General features: G+C 47.8%; 14 protein-coding genes. 10 read left to right on the forward strand and 4 right to left on the reverse strand.

Translation table 11 applies throughout. From position 1 onward, the window contains the following. The first annotated feature begins 222 nt into the window (after positions 1-222). The 6 genes from CEK71_RS02345 to CEK71_RS02370 all read left to right on the forward strand — a co-directional run bounded on the left by CEK71_RS02345 (position 223) and on the right by CEK71_RS02370 (position 8,089). Entirely contained in the window at positions 223-1,032 is an 810-nt protein-coding gene (locus CEK71_RS02345; protein ID WP_088617880.1) for a DUF4384 domain-containing protein, read from the forward strand. Positions 1,033-1,052: 20 nt separating this feature from the next. After that, positions 1,053-1,730: a hypothetical protein gene (locus tag CEK71_RS02350; RefSeq protein WP_088617881.1), complete on the forward strand. Its 678-nt coding sequence runs from the start codon at positions 1,053-1,055 to the stop codon at positions 1,728-1,730. 89 nt (positions 1,731-1,819) lie between these two features. Further along, positions 1,820-3,268: a caspase family protein gene (locus CEK71_RS02355; protein ID WP_088617882.1), complete on the forward strand. Its 1,449-nt coding sequence runs from the start codon at positions 1,820-1,822 to the stop codon at positions 3,266-3,268. Positions 3,269-3,280: 12 nt separating this feature from the next. Next, a complete protein-coding gene (locus tag CEK71_RS02360) occupies positions 3,281-4,072 on the forward strand; it encodes a hypothetical protein (RefSeq protein WP_088617883.1) in 792 nt (263 codons plus the stop codon). A gap of 13 nt (positions 4,073-4,085) precedes the next feature. Then, positions 4,086-7,265, forward strand: coding sequence for a tubulin-like doman-containing protein (locus tag CEK71_RS02365; RefSeq protein ID WP_088617884.1), 3,180 nt, complete (start codon positions 4,086-4,088; stop codon positions 7,263-7,265). Between the two features lie 29 nt (positions 7,266-7,294). After that, the gene (locus CEK71_RS02370) at positions 7,295-8,089 is read left to right on the forward strand and encodes a tetratricopeptide repeat protein (protein ID WP_157678929.1); all 795 of its coding nucleotides are present in this window, start codon (positions 7,295-7,297) and stop codon (positions 8,087-8,089) included. Between the two features lie 91 nt (positions 8,090-8,180). Here CEK71_RS02370 and CEK71_RS02375 read toward each other — a convergent pair whose 3' ends face one another. Both CEK71_RS02375 and CEK71_RS02380 read right to left on the reverse strand, forming a co-directional pair. After that, positions 8,181-11,615: an AAA family ATPase gene (locus CEK71_RS02375; protein WP_157678931.1), complete on the reverse strand. Its 3,435-nt coding sequence runs from the start codon at positions 11,613-11,615 to the stop codon at positions 8,181-8,183. 196 nt (positions 11,616-11,811) lie between these two features. Continuing rightward, positions 11,812-12,438 (reverse strand): glutathione S-transferase family protein, encoded by a 627-nt coding sequence (locus CEK71_RS02380; RefSeq protein ID WP_088617887.1) that lies wholly within the window; start codon positions 12,436-12,438, stop codon positions 11,812-11,814. Positions 12,439-12,559: 121 nt separating this feature from the next. Here CEK71_RS02380 and CEK71_RS02385 point away from each other — a divergent pair, with 121 nt between their 5' ends. Next, entirely contained in the window at positions 12,560-12,967 is a 408-nt protein-coding gene (locus tag CEK71_RS02385) for a winged helix-turn-helix transcriptional regulator (protein WP_088621473.1), read from the forward strand. 73 nt (positions 12,968-13,040) lie between these two features. Here the strand turns inward: CEK71_RS02385 and CEK71_RS02390 are convergent, their stop codons facing one another. Continuing rightward, positions 13,041-13,382, reverse strand: coding sequence for a hypothetical protein (locus CEK71_RS02390; protein ID WP_088617888.1), 342 nt, complete (start codon positions 13,380-13,382; stop codon positions 13,041-13,043). Positions 13,383-13,606: 224 nt separating this feature from the next. Between CEK71_RS02390 and CEK71_RS02395 the strand changes: the two genes are divergently transcribed. Both CEK71_RS02395 and CEK71_RS02400 read left to right on the forward strand, forming a co-directional pair. Beyond that, positions 13,607-14,596: a glycoside hydrolase family 17 protein gene (locus CEK71_RS02395; RefSeq protein ID WP_232463746.1), complete on the forward strand. Its 990-nt coding sequence runs from the start codon at positions 13,607-13,609 to the stop codon at positions 14,594-14,596. A 227-nt stretch (positions 14,597-14,823) separates the two neighbouring features. Beyond that, positions 14,824-15,927, forward strand: coding sequence for a D-alanyl-D-alanine carboxypeptidase family protein (locus tag CEK71_RS02400; protein ID WP_198328434.1), 1,104 nt, complete (start codon positions 14,824-14,826; stop codon positions 15,925-15,927). Between the two features lie 33 nt (positions 15,928-15,960). Here CEK71_RS02400 and CEK71_RS02405 read toward each other — a convergent pair whose 3' ends face one another. Continuing rightward, complete coding sequence (locus CEK71_RS02405) at positions 15,961-16,503, reverse strand: hypothetical protein (RefSeq protein ID WP_088617889.1); 543 nt, start codon at positions 16,501-16,503, stop codon at positions 15,961-15,963. 541 nt (positions 16,504-17,044) lie between these two features. On the opposite strand from CEK71_RS02405, the gene CEK71_RS02410 reads away from it, so the two are divergent. Then, complete coding sequence (locus tag CEK71_RS02410; RefSeq protein WP_088617890.1) at positions 17,045-18,625, forward strand: anti-phage dCTP deaminase; 1,581 nt, start codon at positions 17,045-17,047, stop codon at positions 18,623-18,625. The last annotated feature ends 31 nt before the right edge of the window (positions 18,626-18,656 follow it).

Below are 18,656 nucleotides of genomic sequence, written 5' to 3' on the forward strand. Positions count from 1 at the left end.
TGGAAAGCCGACTTTTTCACGCCATCAACACTGGCAACCGCCGTTATCCTTCACTAATAGGGCTTGCCGACCTAGCCAGCCGTCTAACCCTCATAGCCCTGACCTCTTAATAAGCGGATTTATCCGATTTGTACACTTTCTACCTGACCGCACCACAGTGCAAGCTTATGCTCGCCTGCCTTTTTCTTCTTATAGGCATTTATTTTGACAGGATCTTAAATCATGAAAAAACATTTTAATAGCAGCGAGAATGTTTCTCTCGCCTTCTTATTGGTAACATTAGCAGCTCCGGTATCGGTATGGGCGGAAGCGGGAGCCAAATCCCTGTTTGAAAGCGAAGGCACAACCATCATGCGCAGCGACACGCCTAGCGATACGGAAACAGCACCTATCACCAAACCAACCGTAAAACAGCACACCACAAAAGTCGCACAAAGCTATGCAGGCTTGCAATATTGGATTGATCTACAAACTGAGAGCGGTGCTAGCCAACGGGTTACCACCAACCATACCTTCCAAAGCGGTGACCGCATCCAACTCAAAGTAAAAAGCAATACCCCAGGCTATCTTTATGTGATGAATGCAGGCAGCTCAGGGCGTTTCAATAAGCTGTATCCGGCCCGTGGGCAATTAAGCCAACTTATTCAGCCCGGCATCGTCCAAACCATCCCCAATAACAGCGCCATCCGTTTTGATAACACCCCCGGCAGTGAAAAAGTCAGCATATTACTGACTAAAATGCCTATCTATGATGAACCAACAGATAATGGTTCAGCGGCAGCACCTGTCAGTTACGTCAACCAAACCTCTTATAGCGCGTGTTCCAGTTCCGGCTCTAAGGACTTATTTAACGAGGAAAATGCCGGAGCGGCCATTGATTGCGTCAAAAATAACTATGGCAGCGGCTCTAAAGATTTATTCGCCGAAGAAGATCCGGTTTCAGCGCAACCGGCAAGTTATGCCGTTATTCCCGCCAATACCCTCGATACAGGCAGAATTTTATCCGTCGACTTTAATTTGATTCACCGTTAACTATCACCCACAGGAAAATTATGAAAAAAATGCATTGTAAACTTATTGCCACGGCTGTTACCGGCGCCTTATTACTCAGCGGTTGCAACAGCATCCAGCAAGCCAGTTCGGCAATGGGCTCTACCGGTACGGGTGTGCTGGCCGGTGTGGCAGTAGGCGCAGGCGCGGGAGTGTTATGCGACAAACTGACAAACGGCAAGAACAGCATGGAATGTATCGCCGCCGGTTTGGCGGCCGGGGCATTAGCGGGCTATTTGGCCGCCTCTTTAGATGAAGCGGCAGAAAAATCCGTCCCTGTTATGGATTGCGCTTCGGTTAAAAAACGCATGGCTTATCCTGCTAACGCAACCCAACCTAAAGCGGTTATGCGGCTGGACGCAGCCAATTCGTTGCTGTTGGTTAAGCCGGGTGAAAAACCCAAAATCACGTTTAAAATGGATTTAGCCACCCCAACCATTAACGGTGCTCCCCAAGCTATCCCCGTCAAAATCAGCATTGATAACCAGCTAAGTAAAGCCAACACCAAAGGCTGTGGCGGCGATTATAACTTTCCTGTCTCGCTCGATAGCAGCACTGAACAAGGCCCCCATTACAGCCTGGTCAAATTGCTGAACGCGCAGGATAATACAGAAATTGCCGGCGGCACTTTAAATGTCTGTTACACCGTCGCCAGTGACGGCGTGAACCGATGCCAGTAACATTAACCCATTAACCTATACGTTTGTGGATATTATCCGAACAGCATGTACTATCCACAAACGTTATTTGTAACTGCCAGGCAATAATTATGTCCCAAACCGTCAAATTCCGTTTTTGCATCCGCACTGGGCGACTGGTTGCAGTTGCCAGCCTATTATTGTTAAGCGGCTGTGCGACCGTTGGCTCTAAAATGCTCTACAATATCACCGCCGAGGAAGAAGCCCAAGGTTGCCAAGCATCCCATATTGCCAATAGCAACATTAAAATCGGGGATTGCGAGCGTGCCTCCAAATTAATTAAGCAAGCGGGCATGGCGGGCGGCTATGTGGGCTATGACAGCACCGGACGCTTGCAGTTACGCGGCGATTATCAGGACGAAACGGAAGTTGACCGGGCGTTTTTGGTAGTGCAAACCTTGGTAGGTGCAAGCAGCTTGGCCGTTTCGCCGATAACACCCAGAAATGTCGGGGAAATCACCTTAGAAAAAATTTATACGCCACCAGCCGACCAAGCTTCACTCAGCCAATCCGGGCATAAATATGCCTTACTGGTAGGGGTGTCTACTTTTAGGAATTTCCCCGACAAAGGCATAGAAACCGCTGACGATGATGTTTTGGCATTGGATAAGCTGTTGCGGAACAAAGGCTTTGAAACCGAGCAATTGATCGATAGCGCGGCGACCAAACAAAACATTATTGCCGCCATGAATAAAATCAAGGCGGTCGCTTCTGCCCAAGATACCGTGTTGTTTTATATCAGTACTCATGGTTTGCCGCCCGATAAATTGGGGCAGCTAGAAATCGTGCCTTACGATATGGCCAAACCGTTAGCAACAACAAATCCGCAGCCGTCCGACCAAGAGATTATCGACGAAGCCAATTCCCGTTACCACGTTATGCAAACGGCCATTTCCCAAGAGGAATTGCAAAGTTTCCTAAAAGAGAATCATGCAGGCAAGTTTATCGCCATTGTCGATACCTGTTACAGCGGCGCAGCTATGGGTACGTTTATGAAACCGCTAGGCGGCGACCAATATGTCCAACTCGAAAGCCAATATGCCTACAGCTTACCCATCCAGCAAATCGGCAATCTTATGGGTGCGGGCAGCAAAGACTTATTCACTGAACAGCAATCTGTTACTCAGACATCTTCGGCATCCGCCTATAACTCTGAACAAGAAAGCTCCGTAGAAGTGTTTGATTATCCGAAGCTACCTGTGCCACCAGTCGAACCCCAAAACATCGCCGCCCAGCACCTTGGGCGGGTTTTTTTGACCGCGACCTCCGGAAATGAAACTTCCAAATTCCAAAAACAATCACGGATGAAAAACTCCATATTCACTTATTATCTGGTGGATGGTCTTAAGCGGGAAGACGGGCAAGTCGCCAAAGCCTTCGATTATGCCAAAGCAAGAACCTCCTATCATGTACTGACTCATCCGAGTTATTTTGGCACCCCCAAGGACAAAACACCAAGCCAAACACCGCAAATGGAGAGCTTGCCACACCGCTACGAGAATTTGGGTCTGTTTTACTAAGCGGCAGCCAATATGAATTACTTCATTAACTTCCTTACTGTCTTAGCCAATGCGACGCACTTGCTGGCGGCCAACAATGCTCGGTTGTACCTACTGTTATCCGCCGTCGGCTTAGTGTCTGGCGCGGCGTTATGGTTTGCCAGCAATGTCTTCGGGCAATTATTTTATAAACCTTATCGCCTGACGTGGGGACAACACTGCCTCTGTGGCGTATTAGCCATGATGATGACGTTGTGCATACCCCTGTTTGCCGCATCCACTTATCTGAAACCGAGTTTTGAGGCGATTATTTCGGTTTGGCGGGATCAGCTAAGTAACGACCGCACTTGGCAATACGAGCAATTTAACCGCCAATATTATGCGGTCAAAAAGCAGGGACATGAAGATTTCAGCCATTCCCCACCACCTGAACAGGGCGGCAAAAGTATGCCGCTCACTCACCCGGAAACCATCGTCAGCACCTCAAAAATGACTGCCGAAGCCGCGCTAGAAAATTTCCGGCAAAACTTTCCGTTACTGGCGATCATTATCAATACCTCTGCCAACCTGTCAGCCGAGGCGGTCAGCAAGGATGTCCAAGCGTATTTCAAAGAACACCCAAATGGCACTTATCCGCATGCACAAGGCATCCAGCTTGCCGCTGCCCAATTGTATACGCAATTGGCTCCGCAAATAATCCGCCTCATTTGGCTTACGCGCATCGGCATAACCGGCTTCATTGTGCTGAATTACCTACTATGCCTGCTATGGATAGGCCTCTCGGCATTAAAACAAATCCGCATTCACTCGGCACATTTTAAATAAATAAGGAACCCTAATGACTAACAACCATTTAATTATCGGCCTGGGCGGAACCGGCGGTAAGACCATAAAAAATATGCGGAAGGCCATTTACGAAGAATTTCGTTGCAATGAGCCGAACCAATCTAAATTAAAGCCCGAAAAGCCGATTTATATCAAATACCTTTATGTCGATTCCAGCAAACCTGATTTGGCCGCCAGTGAACAATGGCGCACCCAAGAGGAAATTGGCAGCGACATTGGCTTAAATAAAGAAAGCCTGTTACCTATTTCGCAGAATAATCTGGCCGTACGCCTGAACGATCCGCAAAATTATCCGATAACCCACCGTTATATCGGCAGAAAAGAAGATTGGTCGGAAATTTTTTCCTCCATGAATATCAATGAAACCGCAGGCGGGCAAATCCGCCGTTTAGGTGTGTCTTTATTTGAACCGGAATGTAACAACTTTATCACCCATGTGCTGACGCTGGTCGACCAACTGGAAAACGCCAGCACACAAAAAGGGGTGCAGTTCCATATCTGTTGCGGATTGGCGGGCGGCACGGGAAGCGGTGCCTTTTTACATGTACTGGCGCAACTGCGCGCCAGATTTGCCAGCTCTAGTGCGTATCCTATTTATCTCTATGTGCTCTTGCCCGAAGAAAACTCACCTTGGGCGAGCAATGGCGAAAAAACCAATTATTACGCCAATGGCTACGCGGCACTGCAAGAGTTAAACGCCTATCTGGTCTCCGATGCCAGCGAATCCAGCCATAAAGGTGGCCCGCTATTTGCGCCAATTGACCTGACGGGGCAAACACAACGTTTTGAAAAAGTCAGCGAGAATAATGTTTCCGCCTTAAAAGACCGCGTACAAGGCTGCTTTGTCTTAGATAACGTCAACGAAGCCAATATTAAAATTCCCGTACAGGAAGTCACCCAATTATTTGCCCAACTGATTTATCAGCGCGTTTTTCTGCTGGATGATACCGGCGCACAAATCCCGCAAAATGTTAAGTCCGCAATTTCGCTGGAAAACTTTAATATCCCTGATGAAGCGAAGGCCAGTGACGCGCAGTTTAAATTACGCACTGTGCGCCTACAAACATTTGGTGTTAAAAAAATCGTCATTCCAGATGAAGAGATCCGCGAGCATTTGGCGGCTTGTTTTGCCGAACAATCTCTTTTACAAATGCTGTATAACAACTGGATGCCAGGTGACACCCGCTACCGGGCAGAAATAAAAAACCTGTCATGGGGCGAGTTTGTCCAAAAAGACGCTAACCGCCGTCCTTGGAAACTGACCAATAACCAAATTACGTTATCTGAAGGCTTATTGGAAGGGGAGCGTGAAAATCACTGGCCTGATATTAGCGGCGATTGGGCGCAAACGGCTAACGATTTAAAAAGTACGGCATGGCTGTCACCCGTCAGCAAAGGGCGTGATGACAGGCTGGATAATCTGCAAAAGTCTTTTCAGGACTATTACGACAAGCGCTTTAGAAAAATCGGCGTGGAAGTTTTTTATAAATCCAAGCAAGATGATTTAGGGCGCGAGAACACCCATATTGCCGAAGTCACCCAATCCATACAGGCTTGGATGTTCTACAAATGGCAAGAAGGCGACTATGGCTTTATCGATTTGCAAACCTTGTTAAGCGAACTGGTCGAAGATTTGCGTAGCCGTAGCGTAAAAATTGCCGACCGCTTAAAAGGCATGGAAGCCCGCCGTACCGAACTCCTGACAATTATTTCCAAAAACAAAGAAACTTGGGGCAATGTCGGCATTTTCGGCAAAATGGCGGGCAAACGGGAAGCCTTATTTGACACGCAAAGCGAATGTTTAAAAGAATATTATGAGCTAAAAACGTGGCATATTGCCTGGGGCTTTGCCGAGCAATTGTTGCAACGCTGTGTTATTGAGCTGCGTGATAAGCTACAACCGATTTTTGTCGACCTTAGAAGGACTCTCGAAGACGGCCAAGTTTTTTTTGAGCAACGCCGAGCCGCTACCTGTCGGCTGCAAGAGACGACGGATATTAAGCAAAATTTGCTGAAATTTTACGAGCCTGAGAAAGTGCGGGATTTTAGCCGTAGCTTGTTAGGCTCGGAAAACAAACAGCAGCAATGGGCGCAACGCTCACGCTCCGACTTTATCAACGCCGCCGAAACCAATAAAGTGGATGTGCGTAGCAAAGAAAAATATTTTGGTGCCTTGCTTTATCACGGCAGCTTGAAAAATATTATTGAGCAGGTGGCGCGTGATAATTCCCAACAAGCACATGACGAGGCCACCAGTATAAGTACCCGCCTGATAGGGGCTAATATTGTGTCACGGCTAGCCGGACAGTTTCAAGACCAAGAAAAGTTACGTTCTTATGTCCGCGATATTGTTGCCAGCACCCAAACCTTTATGCGTTTTAACCAAAGCGAAATCACATCTGCCCCTAATGCCGTCATGGCGGTTATTTTACCGCGTTGCGATGAAGTCAAAAGTTTTCGCGATGAGCTTGCCAGCCTCTTTATGAGCAACCAAACCCCCGGCATTACGCTGTGCATTGTTGACAGCAGCCGTAACCTTAACCAAATTTCCCTGATTTGCTTTAAGTATGGCTTTCCCATGCGTTTTTTACAGCCGCTGCAATTTCTTAAAGAAAAATACGATTTGCGCTTACAGCAAAATCCCGCTAGGGCACGTTTGGAAGTGCATATTGAAGACCACCCGGCTACCCGGTTACCGGAATTATTCCGCCCCCGTCCCGATCAAATGGGTAACACAATCTTGCCGTTATATCAATTGGCCAAGGCCTTGGAGTTGCTGCAACCCCAAGAAGATACTGCCACCAATAAACGGCGTTGGCGCTTGGAAACCCGCGATGCCGACAACTTACCCGAATATCACTTCTATCCTAACGAGATAGTGGCCTTACTGGATAGCGGCCCGGAAGTTGAAACATTATCAGCCACCAATTTGCAAGACGTATTGAACAGTGCCACAGAAGAGCAGGTTTTTTATCTGGAAAAAGTGCTTCACCCCTTGCTTAAGTCTGATCACTACAAAATAGCCGCTAATCGGGAAGCCTTAAAAGCCATCTTGCGCTTACAGTTAAGTACAGCTTTAAGCCATCGCGCCCATAATGTTGAAGATATTTTTTACGGTAAATTGCGGGATAGCACAAAAACTGCCATGGCTTTTATCGACAATCCCCTATAACTTTATAATAACTTTTGGAGAAACTAATCATGGCAAGCGCGAAATGTAGAAATCGGGCCAGTTGCGATCTGGCAATGCAGGATGAATGGATAGAGATACCTGAAGATGGCCGCTGTCCAGAATGTGGGACAACGCTGCAAACGCAAGCGAACAATAGCAGCGCTATTGACGACGCGCGTAAACGTCGGAAAAACTTGCTGATGGCAGGCGGTGGCCTAGGAGCGCTGTCACTGACGGGCGCTTTGCTATGGGCATTGAATAGCCCGCCTAAACCGGGGTCAGAACCCTTGCCACCCGCAACAACCATTACAGAGCCGGCACCTGCCGAGCCCGTTGCCTCCACACCTGCCGAGCCGACATCAACCGAACCTACTTTAGAAACCCAGCAGCATATCAAACAGGGCATGATGTTTGTGGCCTTGGCGAAAGGTTCCCCTAAAACACGCGGCGAAAACCTGCAAAATGCGCTAGTCGAATTTAATTTGGCGATTAAACAAGAAGACGATGCGGGCCGTTGCTTCGCCACGGGCTACATGAACCGCGGCATTACTTATTGGCAAGACAACAAAATGAACCTTGCCGAAAAAGACCTGATAAAAGCCACGGAATGTGATGAAGAAAATGCGGTGGCTTTTTATAATTTGGCCACTTACTACGCCACCATAAAAAAGCTCGATTTGGCGCTGGAACCCCTAGATAAGGCACTGGAACTAGGCTTCAGTGACTGCGATGTCTTGCGCAAGGATCCCGATTTGGCAAATTTGCGTAATAAAGGCGATTTCCGCCACATCTTGGAAAAACACAAGCTATTTTGTTTGAAATAAATACAGTGTAATCGTATGCTTGCTGCCTTGCGGGTCATTAAAACCTGCAAGGCTCTTCTGCATGTTGGGCTACTGTTGTCACGCCCTACCCTCAAGCCACTTTCAAAACCCCCACGCCATTGGATTTTTTCACCACCTGCACTTGGGTCTTTATGCGTTTGCGCACCCCTTCCAGATGCGAGATAACGCCGACAGTTTTACCGTAAGCAGGGAGTTTCTCCAAAGCGCTCAGCACGACAGTAAGCGAGTCGCCATCAAGACAGCCAAAACCTTCATCAATAAATAACGATTCGACCGATTTATTGTTATTGGCAAGTTCCGACAAGCTTAACGCCAAGGCGAGGCTGACCACAAAGCTTTCTCCACCGGACAGGGTTTTGGGGGCACGTCGGCGGTTATTTTGGGCGGTGTCTTCCACTTCTAAAGATAAGCCCGGCTGCTCGGTATTGTGGCGCAGATAATAACGGTGGCTGATTTTCTCTAAAATACGGTTAGTCTTTTCCAGCAATTGCGCGGCGATGCGGATTTGCACCCGGCGGCGGAAGGCCATACCGTTTTCGTTGTCGAGAATGGCGCGTTCTGCCAAAGCCGGTTGCGCCTCCTGTTCGCGCTGTTGTAGTTGGGCGGTCAGTTGTGTGTAACGTTGCTGGGTTTGTTGGTGTTGTGCCAAACGTTTTTGCAACCGTTGAATCTCCAGTTGGGCAATGTCGGTCTTTTCCGCCAGTTGGGTCAATTGCCGATAAATGTCGTCCGGGTCCGGGGCGGTTTCCGCCAGCATAAAATCCGTATCCAGTTCGGCGGACAGATTCTCCAATTGCTGTTGCTTGGCGGTAAGCTGAACTTCAATATCGCCCTGGCGTTTCAGGTATACCGGTTCTTGGGCGGCAAATTGCAGGGCTTGGCGCAATTCGGCCAAGCCGGCGAACGGTGAACTTTGCAAGCGGATTTGCAACGCTTGCAGGCACGCGCCCACTACGCCCTCCTGCTCGCTCAGGACGCGCTCTTTTTCGGCGATCAACTGTTGCTTTTCGATCAAAGCAAGGTGTACGCCGATCAGTTCTTCACTTTGCAGGCTAGCCATCAAGCGGTCGATGTCGGCATCGGCTTGCTGGAGCGTGGCTTGGTTAGCCGCGTATCGGCTCTCCAGTCCGGCCACTTCCTCAATAAAATGGCTGCTGTGGAATTGATGAGTCTGGTAATCTTGGCGGCGGCTGTTAAGTCGGTCAAAAAACGCGTCTTCTTTGCCTTTGCCGGGCATGGTTTCGCCCAAAGCGGTCAATTGCGCCTGCACCTGTACGGCTAAAGCCTGTTCTTGTTCGCGGCAGGGAATTAAAGCGGCTTCGTTGACCAGATGGGCTTCGTTAATGTCGGCGGTAGCCGCCGCCAGTTGCTCGGCCTCGCTGTGCAATTGGCTCAACGTGGCTTCATTTTTGGCAATTGCCGCATTGATCTTATCAATAGTAGCGGTTTTTTTGCGGTACTGCTCTCCTAAAGCGATGATGTTTTTTAATTCATCACGCTCTTCTTTCAACCATTGTTCCATCACCGCCAATTGCCCGATATCGGCATCGGCAGTGGCCTTGTTCAGGCGGTTGCACTGGCTTAACCAAGCATCTTTAATGCTTTGCAATTGAGCTTGGGTGGCGCGGTTCTGCTCGGCATACTTTTGCGCGGCGACAATGCGCTTATTGAGCTGGTCGGTTTGTGCCGCCAGTTGGCGCAACTTCATTTGCTGGTCGGTCAACGCCTGTACCGAATTGCCCAAGACCGGAGCATGTTTCAAATAAGGGTGTTCTTTCGCCCCGCATAAGGGGCACGGCTTGCCGTCGACCAAATGGACACGCTCGCCCAACAGCTTTTTCACCAAGGCTTCACGGCTGACGGCACTCTCAAGCGCCAGCTTAATATTCTCTTCGCGTTTTATAATATCGCGCAATTGTGCCAATTCGGCTTTTAAAGCATCCGGGTCTTCGATTAACGGCGGTTTGCGGCCAAACAGGCTTAACAGACCACCGCCCGGTTGGCTGATTTTTTGATACTGGTTTGCCACGTCCAATACTTGCTGAAATTGTTTCAGCCGTCCTTCTTGTTCGGCTTTCAGGCTGTCAATTTCATCAGCATGATGGCCTTGCAGCAAGGCGGCACGGGCTTGCTCTTCATCGGCAAGCTCTTGCTGGAGTGCGGCAATATCCGCTTGGGTTTGGCTCAGGGCAGTTTGGGTGTTTTTTATTGCCGTAGAGTGGGCTTTGAGCGCATTCCCTGATTGCTTATACGCATCGCTCAGCACATTCAGTTCGGCGCGGAGTATTTTCAGTGGCGCGGTTTCGGGAAAGTTATCCAACAATATCCCATCACCTGCATGGTCAGCCAGCCAAGCCTGCACCTCGGCCAAAGCGGCGTTTTTTTCGCCCAATTGGGTTTCTAAAGCCTGTAATTGCGCTGCGGCTTCTTGCTTGTCCAAACGGGCTTGGTTAATGGCGAACTTAATCCCGTCTAGGGTCTGATGCTGCTCGGAAAAAGACAGGCCAGCAGCTTTGGCGGCCAAGTCGGAATTATCGCCCAATTGCTCGCGCAGAAAGTGCTGCTCGTTTTGCAGGGCTTCCCAAGCGGCTTTATGTTGTTGTAAAGTCTGTTGTTGGCTCTCCAGCGCCTTTAGGTCATCCTGAAAGTTTAACGCCTGTTTGGCGACCGCAATCTCGGCCAAGGTTTGCCCGTTGGCCGCCAATTGGGTTTGCAGGTCTTTCAGGCGTTTTTTCTGTTCGACGACTTGGGTTTGCAGATTGGCGGTGTTCTTCAAAGCGTGCTGTTGCTGCTCCAGCTGTTTTTGGGCTTCTTTAAGCTCTTGGATTTGTTCCTGATAATCTTGCAGATCCTGTTCCGACGCTTCCTGCTCGGCGGGGGTGAGCGGTTTTAGGCTTGCCAATTCTTGTTTCAGGGCATCGACGGCCTGTTGCGCCTTGTCGGCGTTGCCGATGATTTCATTACGGTAATCGGCATAAATGTCGGTGCCGATTAACGTCTCTAAAATATCCATGCGTTCGTTGTCGAGCGCGTGTAAAAAAGCCGTAAACTCATTTTGTGCCAACAGCATGGAGCGGGTAAAGCCGCGGAAACTCATCCCCGTCAAATCCCTGATAGCCGAGCATACCGCAACAGAGCCATCCGCCAGTACCGCACCGTCAGACAAACGGGTCAACTGCATAGCAACAGTTTGCTCTTCACCGTCATGGGGTGCACGTTGGGCTTGCCAAGTGGACTGATACTTGTCATCCCCCAGTTTAAACTCGACCTCAGCATAAGCTTCATTCGCGTTTTGGCTAATGACCGTCGCAGCCGGGCGGTCAAAACGGGCGGTTTCCCCATACAGGGCTAAGGTGATGGCATCTAAAATGCTGGATTTTCCCGAACCGTTCGCGCCAGTAATTGCAAAAACGCCCGTATTGGCTATCGGGCCTTTACTGAAACTGATACGGCTTTCGCCCATTAAGGAATTGATGTTTTTAAAATAGAGTGAAAGTATTTTCATGGTTTGATACTTTTGCCAGGCGACCGGGATGTTGATCACACCATTATAACGCCGTGGCAAGGCTTTTTCTCAAACTATCGCTTAGGAGAGGTAATACAGAGGGGCGGAACTTAACGGCATCAGCGTCAGCCGCCTGGCCTTTCAGGTTTTAGCAACCCGAAAGGCCTTCGTGACGGACTGGCTTTAGCGGCGTTTGTTAAGAAATTTTTGCCGGAGCGGAACTTTGCCAAGCCGGGATTTGCTCAATGGCACTGTACCAGCGGGCAATTTCCGTATACCCTTCGACAGGATATTTAGCCAATGCCGTCAACTCCAAGAAGGAGGCGATGGAGAAATCCGCCAAGGTAAACGTATCGCCAACCAGCCAAGCACGGCCCGCCAAATGCCCATCCAACACCTTAGCGAAGCGATGGAAGTTTTCGGTGGCTTTCGCCAATTCTTGGGCATCGGGTTCGCCCAGGTTGAAGGCGTTTCTGAGAATATTTTCAAAAATAAAAACGCCGCAAGCACGGCCAAAATGGGCGGTTTGCCAAAACTGCCAACGGGTGATGTCGGCATGTACCTTAGGGTCAGCGGGCAGCAACGAATTATCTGGCACTTTAGAACACAGGTACTGCATAATGGCATTAGATTCCCACAGGACAAAATCGCCGTCGACCAGCGTCGGGATCATGTGGTTAGGGTTAAGAGCCAGAAAATCTGCTTGCAAATGCTCACCTTTAACCAAATCCAAAGCGTGTAAGTCGCAAGCCAATCCTAAATGATGTAAAACGGCAATGACACGGCGAGAGTTGGGTGAAATTGGAAAATGATACAGTTTCATGCGGCTACCCCTAAAAGAAGAAAAATATTTTTGTCACTTGCCTTTTGCAAGTGATAAGATTCTGACACACAAACTTGCTTTTTGCAAGTATCTATTTATATCTGATGTCTTAAGACCGGCCATGAAAACAGAAACACCCAACTACCGCTCAAAATGCCCTCTTTCTATCGCCTTGGAATTTATCGGCGATAAATGGAGCCTTATCGTGATCCGCGACATGTGTTTGGGAAAAAGCAAATACTGTGATTTTCAGGCCTCACCGGAAGGCATACCCACCAATATCCTCGCCAGCCGCCTGCGCGAATTGGAAGAAAACGGCCTGTTGATCAAACGCCCCTATCAGGCCAAACCTGTGCGTTATGAATATTTTTTAACGCCCAAAGGCGCAGATTTGTTGCCGGTATTACAGCAATTGGTGAAGTGGACACAAAAACACGTCCCCGACTGCGGCGAGCCGCCTGAGGGCTTTTTTACCGCCCAACCGGAAGATTTGTTGCAAAAATGGGTGGATGCGACGGATACTGCTTAGATATGAGCCTGTAAGCCCATGACCCACCTGCCGCATTGCACGGCAGATGGGTGACACGCTAAGCGTTTAGCGCTTATTCAGGTTTAGGTGGCGGTGGTGGGGGCATCATGTGGCGGGGCGGGTGCATGTTGTCAAACTTTTTCAGTTGCTCAGGGGTCAGCACCGCTTGCAAACGGGTTTTGGTCTCTTCGTGGATAGCTTGGAACTTGGTATGTTGTTGCTCAAAAATCGCATCGACTTTACTTTGTTGCTCGGTAGTCAAGCCTAGCTCTTTCGCCATCGCCGCTATTTTTTCGGCGTGGTGTTGTTTAAAATTCTGATCGCCTTCAGGACCTCCTGGCCCTCCCATGCCGCCAGCCACGGCCACCAGCGGTAAGCCCAGCGCAAATAACAGACTAATCAACGTTTTCTTCATAATCATCTCCTAGTTAGAGTGGAAACAGAAGCGGCTTAATGCCGTTCTTACTGCATACTATAACCGCATATTAAGAAAGCAATATGCAATGATTGTGTAAGATGATGGCAATGCCCCCAAGATTAAAAACTCGGCGCTTCCGGCAAGGCCAAGCAATAAATTCCTACACGGGCGAAAAATCCCCTATTATATTGGTTTACTTTGGCCTGCCGCAGGGCATTATCATGATAAGATTCTTTTTACTGTTGCTATCTTTGCTGTTAATGACGGTAGGCACAGCCGATGCCGCCGACAAAAAAACCGCCCACCATGCGCCACCGCCATTACAATGCGTGGCGTTCAGCCCTTATGTCGGCACGATCAACCCAGATTATGGCCCGTCGCCCCCTAAAGAGCTGATTGACACCCTACTCGACAAAATCGTCAAAGAGACACCGTTCCGCTGTATTATGACCTATGGCGTACTGAACGGCTTAGACTATACCTTTACCGCCGCACAAGCCCGGCATCTTAAGGTTATTGCCATTTTATGGCTAGATAAGGACAGCAAAGTCAATTCGCAGTCCATCTCCACGGGCATTCACCTGGCCAAAACCTTTGCCGATACCATCATTAAGCTCAGTTGCGGTTCGGAAGTGCGCACCCGCCACGGCTATCAGTTTGACGGCGAAATTAGCCGCTGCCTGCAAGCCCTGCGCGAGGCCAAAGTAACACAACCTATCACGACTATTGATACTTGGTGGGAATGGTGCAACCGCTCCTTACACTGCGAAAAGACCTTGTTTTCAGACCAAGTCGACTGGATAGGCATCAACATCTTCCCTTGGTGGGAAAATACCTTTTCCCCCTTGCATTCCTGCACCCCTGCTGGGCAAGCCGCCGATTTCCACCTTGCCAGACTGCATGAAGTCCGCACCGCCAATCCTAACAAAGCCGTCATGATCACCGAATTCGGTTGGCCTAACGGCCCCGCTAAAGCCGAGTCGGTCAATGTCAAAACCGGCCAGCGCTGCGGTGTCGCCAGTGCTGAAAACCAAGCCTTAGTGGTGCAATCGACGTTTAAAAAACTCGCCCAGGAACACCTGTCCGGCACCGTGTTCGAAGCTTTTTCGGAAAACTGGAAACCCAGTAATGAAGGCGATTTTGGTAAATACTGGGGAATCTGCCAAGGCGAGCCGCCGTTTGCATGCAGCAAAAAACTAGCCCATCCCTGACCGGATGGCGGCTTTAAAAAATATTAGCATTTTATGATTGGGTTTCGTTTGGTAGAATGGCAAAATTGTGCGAAATTACCTCCCATCGTACAATCTTAAATTAGCCGACCTTCACCCATCCGCCTATTCTCTGACAGCCCACATCCGCCGCCACTGCCAATAATGGGCTTAGCACACCCGGCAGGCACGGCGGAGTTGGGCTATCAGCTTAATTGAACTTTTCCAACATGACGAATGTAAAACTGACCCTGCTTCTTTTAATGTCACTGTGCCTGTCCTTGGTGTCACCTGCCAGTTACAGCGACCATGCCGCCATTCTGATCGATGCCGACAACGGCACTATTGTCTATGAGCAAGACGCAAACCACGCTTGGTTCCCGGCCTCGCTAACCAAAGTGATGACCTTATACATGACGTTTACCGCGTTGTCGCAAGGACAAGTCCAGCTTACCGACACGATGACCGCCTCCGTTTATGCGGCGCGGCAGCCGAACAGCAAATTAGGCTTAAGGCCAGGTGAAAACATTACCGTCGAAGAGGCTATCTTAGCGTTGATTACCCGTTCCGCTAACGATGCCGCCGTGGTGCTGGCGGAACATTTGGGCGGTAACGAAGAAAATTTTGCCACCCGCATGACCGCCAAAGCCCACTCTTTAGGCATGTATGACACCCATTTCATGAACGCGACCGGACTGCCCCACCAATGGCAAGTAACCACCCCCCGCGACTTAGGCTTGCTGGCCTATCGGACAATGCAGGACTTCCCTAATTTTTACCCGTATTTTGCCTCCCATAGCCTGTTTTTTCGGGGTCGTGAATGGCCGGCCATTAATAAGTTCACCGCCAGCTATCCAGGTGCAGAAGGCATGAAAACCGGCTTTACCTGCGGTTCCGGTTACAACCTGATCTCCACCGCGCAACAGAACGGCAAACGCCTGATCGGCGTTATCATGGGCGGCATGACCAGCCCGCAACGCTACCAACTGATGACGGCGATGATGGATAACGGTTTTAGCAATAACCTGCCCCCCCATGCCGACAAACACATCAGCGCAATACCGACCAAAACGTTCAGCAGCCCGCCTTATCAATTAGGTTGTGGACGCGATGCCCCCCGCACCTCGTATGCGCAATACACGCCGCCCGCCGCACCCCGCCATAACAATAACCACGCCGTCCATCTGCGCAGCAGCCACGCCGTAAGACCGCGCCATATCGTTGCCAGCCACGCTATACCGCGTGCGGCAAAAAGGGTCGCCAGCAAAGCCCAGCCCCTACGGCTTGCCAGAGCCACAATCCCCAGCAAAACCCGCTATCACCGTAGCCGCTAATAGTAAGTTAGCCCTGCCAGTTAGCGTGCCGTCTCAGCTATTTTTGGTTTGCCGCCGTGGCGACGGTTTTTTAGCCGTCTCCACCTGCAAGTAAGTCGATAAGGCAAATCGGGCCATCAACAAGGTCATGGCGACCGGATAGAGCATATAATGCTCTAACAAATCTAGGCTATACAAAACCAACAGCATTACCATCCACGATTTGACACGAAAATTTTGCGCCAATACCTGCAACTGGCGCAACACTTCCTTATCAATGTTTTCACGCTGGCCGATGAAAAACAGCTCGATAAAGGCGGCCATAAAGACAAAATACAAAGCGTAAGCAAAAAATACCGGTGTGTCGTCCTTAAACAAAGGCTGCCAATACGCATACCACACCAGCAACACACTGCCCGAAAACAGGTCATGCCATAATCTGGCCCAGCCCTTATCAACGGCCATCGCCACCGTACAGCCCACCGCCACCGCCAAACCACCATACAACACCCACGGCGACACCAGATAAGCCAACCAAGGACTTTCTGCCTGGAGCAAAAAACACAGCGCAAGACTCAACCCAATAAAAATAAACATAAGCGGCCTATAAAAATTGATTTTAACTTAAGCCTGTTATGCCAAAAAAATGCGCTATAGTAAAGATAAACATTGATTTTAGATTAGCAACCATTAGTAATATAATAGAGATAATCTAAATAATAACTTATTTTTCAAGTTAATTATTCATCACAAATCAAGCTTCAAAAGTAGCTATAAGATTTTTCAAAAATCATTTGACAACGAAAATTTCACATAAAAGCAAAATAAAACAATTGATTACAATAATTTTAGTGCTTTTTCACTGTTAATAAATATAGCAATCATAGGTTCCCATCATCCCAATAGAGGATGCCATAATACAGTTCACATAAATGCAATCTTTAGCAATTACGCAAAAATAACGAGGCTTGATCTAAGATATAAACAATCCAGTCATTTTTTTGCGCAGATACCATCGATGGTGCTTGTCATTTCAGAGATCTCTGCCGTAATGACAAGTATTTTGGTAACTACCTTTTTAGTAAAAGACATCACCCCCCTAAAAGCCTAAAATAAATACACTAAGGACAAAAAAATAATGAGCCTGTATGGAAAATCAGAATTAGTAATTGGTCTAGTAACCGCAGTCGGAGCAAATTCAAAACCAATCATAGACCTACTAACAACACGACTAAAGCATTTCAAGTACAATAGCAAAGAAATAAAAATATCCCAAGAAGTAATAAGTTATTTAAGTGACCAAGAAATCGATAATCAAAATCAATATAATAGAATCAGCCAATTAATGGATTATGGAAATGAAATACGAAAAAAATATCAAGATAAGGGGGTTCTTGCAAATGGAGTTGCAGCCCGTATTTTTGAAAACCGACCAAGTTCATCTTCTTCTAATAATGAGAAAGAGCCTTTACCAAGAACAGCATTCATCATTAACTCATTAAAAACGCCAGAAGAAGTTCATAGGCTCAGGTATCTATACTCATCAGGTTTTTATCTTATAAGCATTTACTCAGAAGAAACTAAAAGATTAAAGTATCTATGCGAAGATCTTGAAATTGAAGAGGAAAAAGCTATTGAACTAATTGAACGCGATAAATCAGATAAACACGAATTTGGGCAACAAACAAGAGGCACATTTCATTTAGCTGATTTTTTCCTTCATCTTGACGCACCTACAAATCAAATTAAATACGATACTTGGAGATTTTTGGATTTAATATTTGGACACCCTAATTTAACACCAACATTTGATGAATATAGCATGTTTATGGCTTTTTCTTCTGCACTTAGATCGGCCGATCTTTCAAGGCAAGTCGGAGCTGTAATTGCGAAGAATGGAGATTTAATCGCATCCGGAGCAAACGATGTACCCAAATTTGGCGGGGGATTATATTGGCCCGAACGTAACAAAGAGGGTCAGCTTGTAGATCACGAGAATGGTCGAGACTATATATGCGGTTCTGATCCAAATGTAAATGAAAGAAAAAAGCTCATAAGCGATATGTCGGACAAAATATGCCAAAAGCTTGAGCTTTCTCCAGAGCAGAAATCAGTAATATCGGAAATAATAAGTAAAACTGATATAAAAGCCATTACCGAATATGGTAGAGCCGTTCATGCTGAAATGGAGGCAATATTATCTTGCGCCCGGAGAAATGTAAGCACAAAAAATGCCACTTTATTTAGCACAACCTTTCCTTGCCACAACTGCGCAAAACATATAATTGCTGCGGGCATTGAAAGAGTTGTTTTCGTAGAACCTTATCCCAAAAGTAAAGCATTCGATTTACATAGTGATGCTATTTGCATTGGCCTACTTCAAGAAGACAATAAGGTTACATTTGAACCATTTGTCGGTGTTGGCCCCAGAAGTTTTTTTACTCTTTTTTCCATTGATGTTGGCTTGGCATATCCAGTAAAAAGAAAAGCAGAAGATGGGAAAGCAATTTTATTTGATAAAGATAATGCGAAACTAAGATCACAGCTTCTGCCTGTTTCTTATTTGGATAGAGAAATTGCCGCAATAGCAAAGCTTGCAGATTCGCTAAAATCAAATAATTTAACAGTAAAAAAAGAGTTTTCAGAACTTATTAATCCCCTTAGTGAACATGTTAAAAATTGGCCTCAATGGAAAAAAAATGTTTTGGGTACATTCTAACCTGAATATGGGGTTTGACATTAAAGTACTT

The sequence above is a fragment of the Methylovulum psychrotolerans genome (assembly GCF_002209385.1).
Lineage (GTDB): Bacteria > Pseudomonadota > Gammaproteobacteria > Methylococcales > Methylomonadaceae > Methylovulum > Methylovulum psychrotolerans.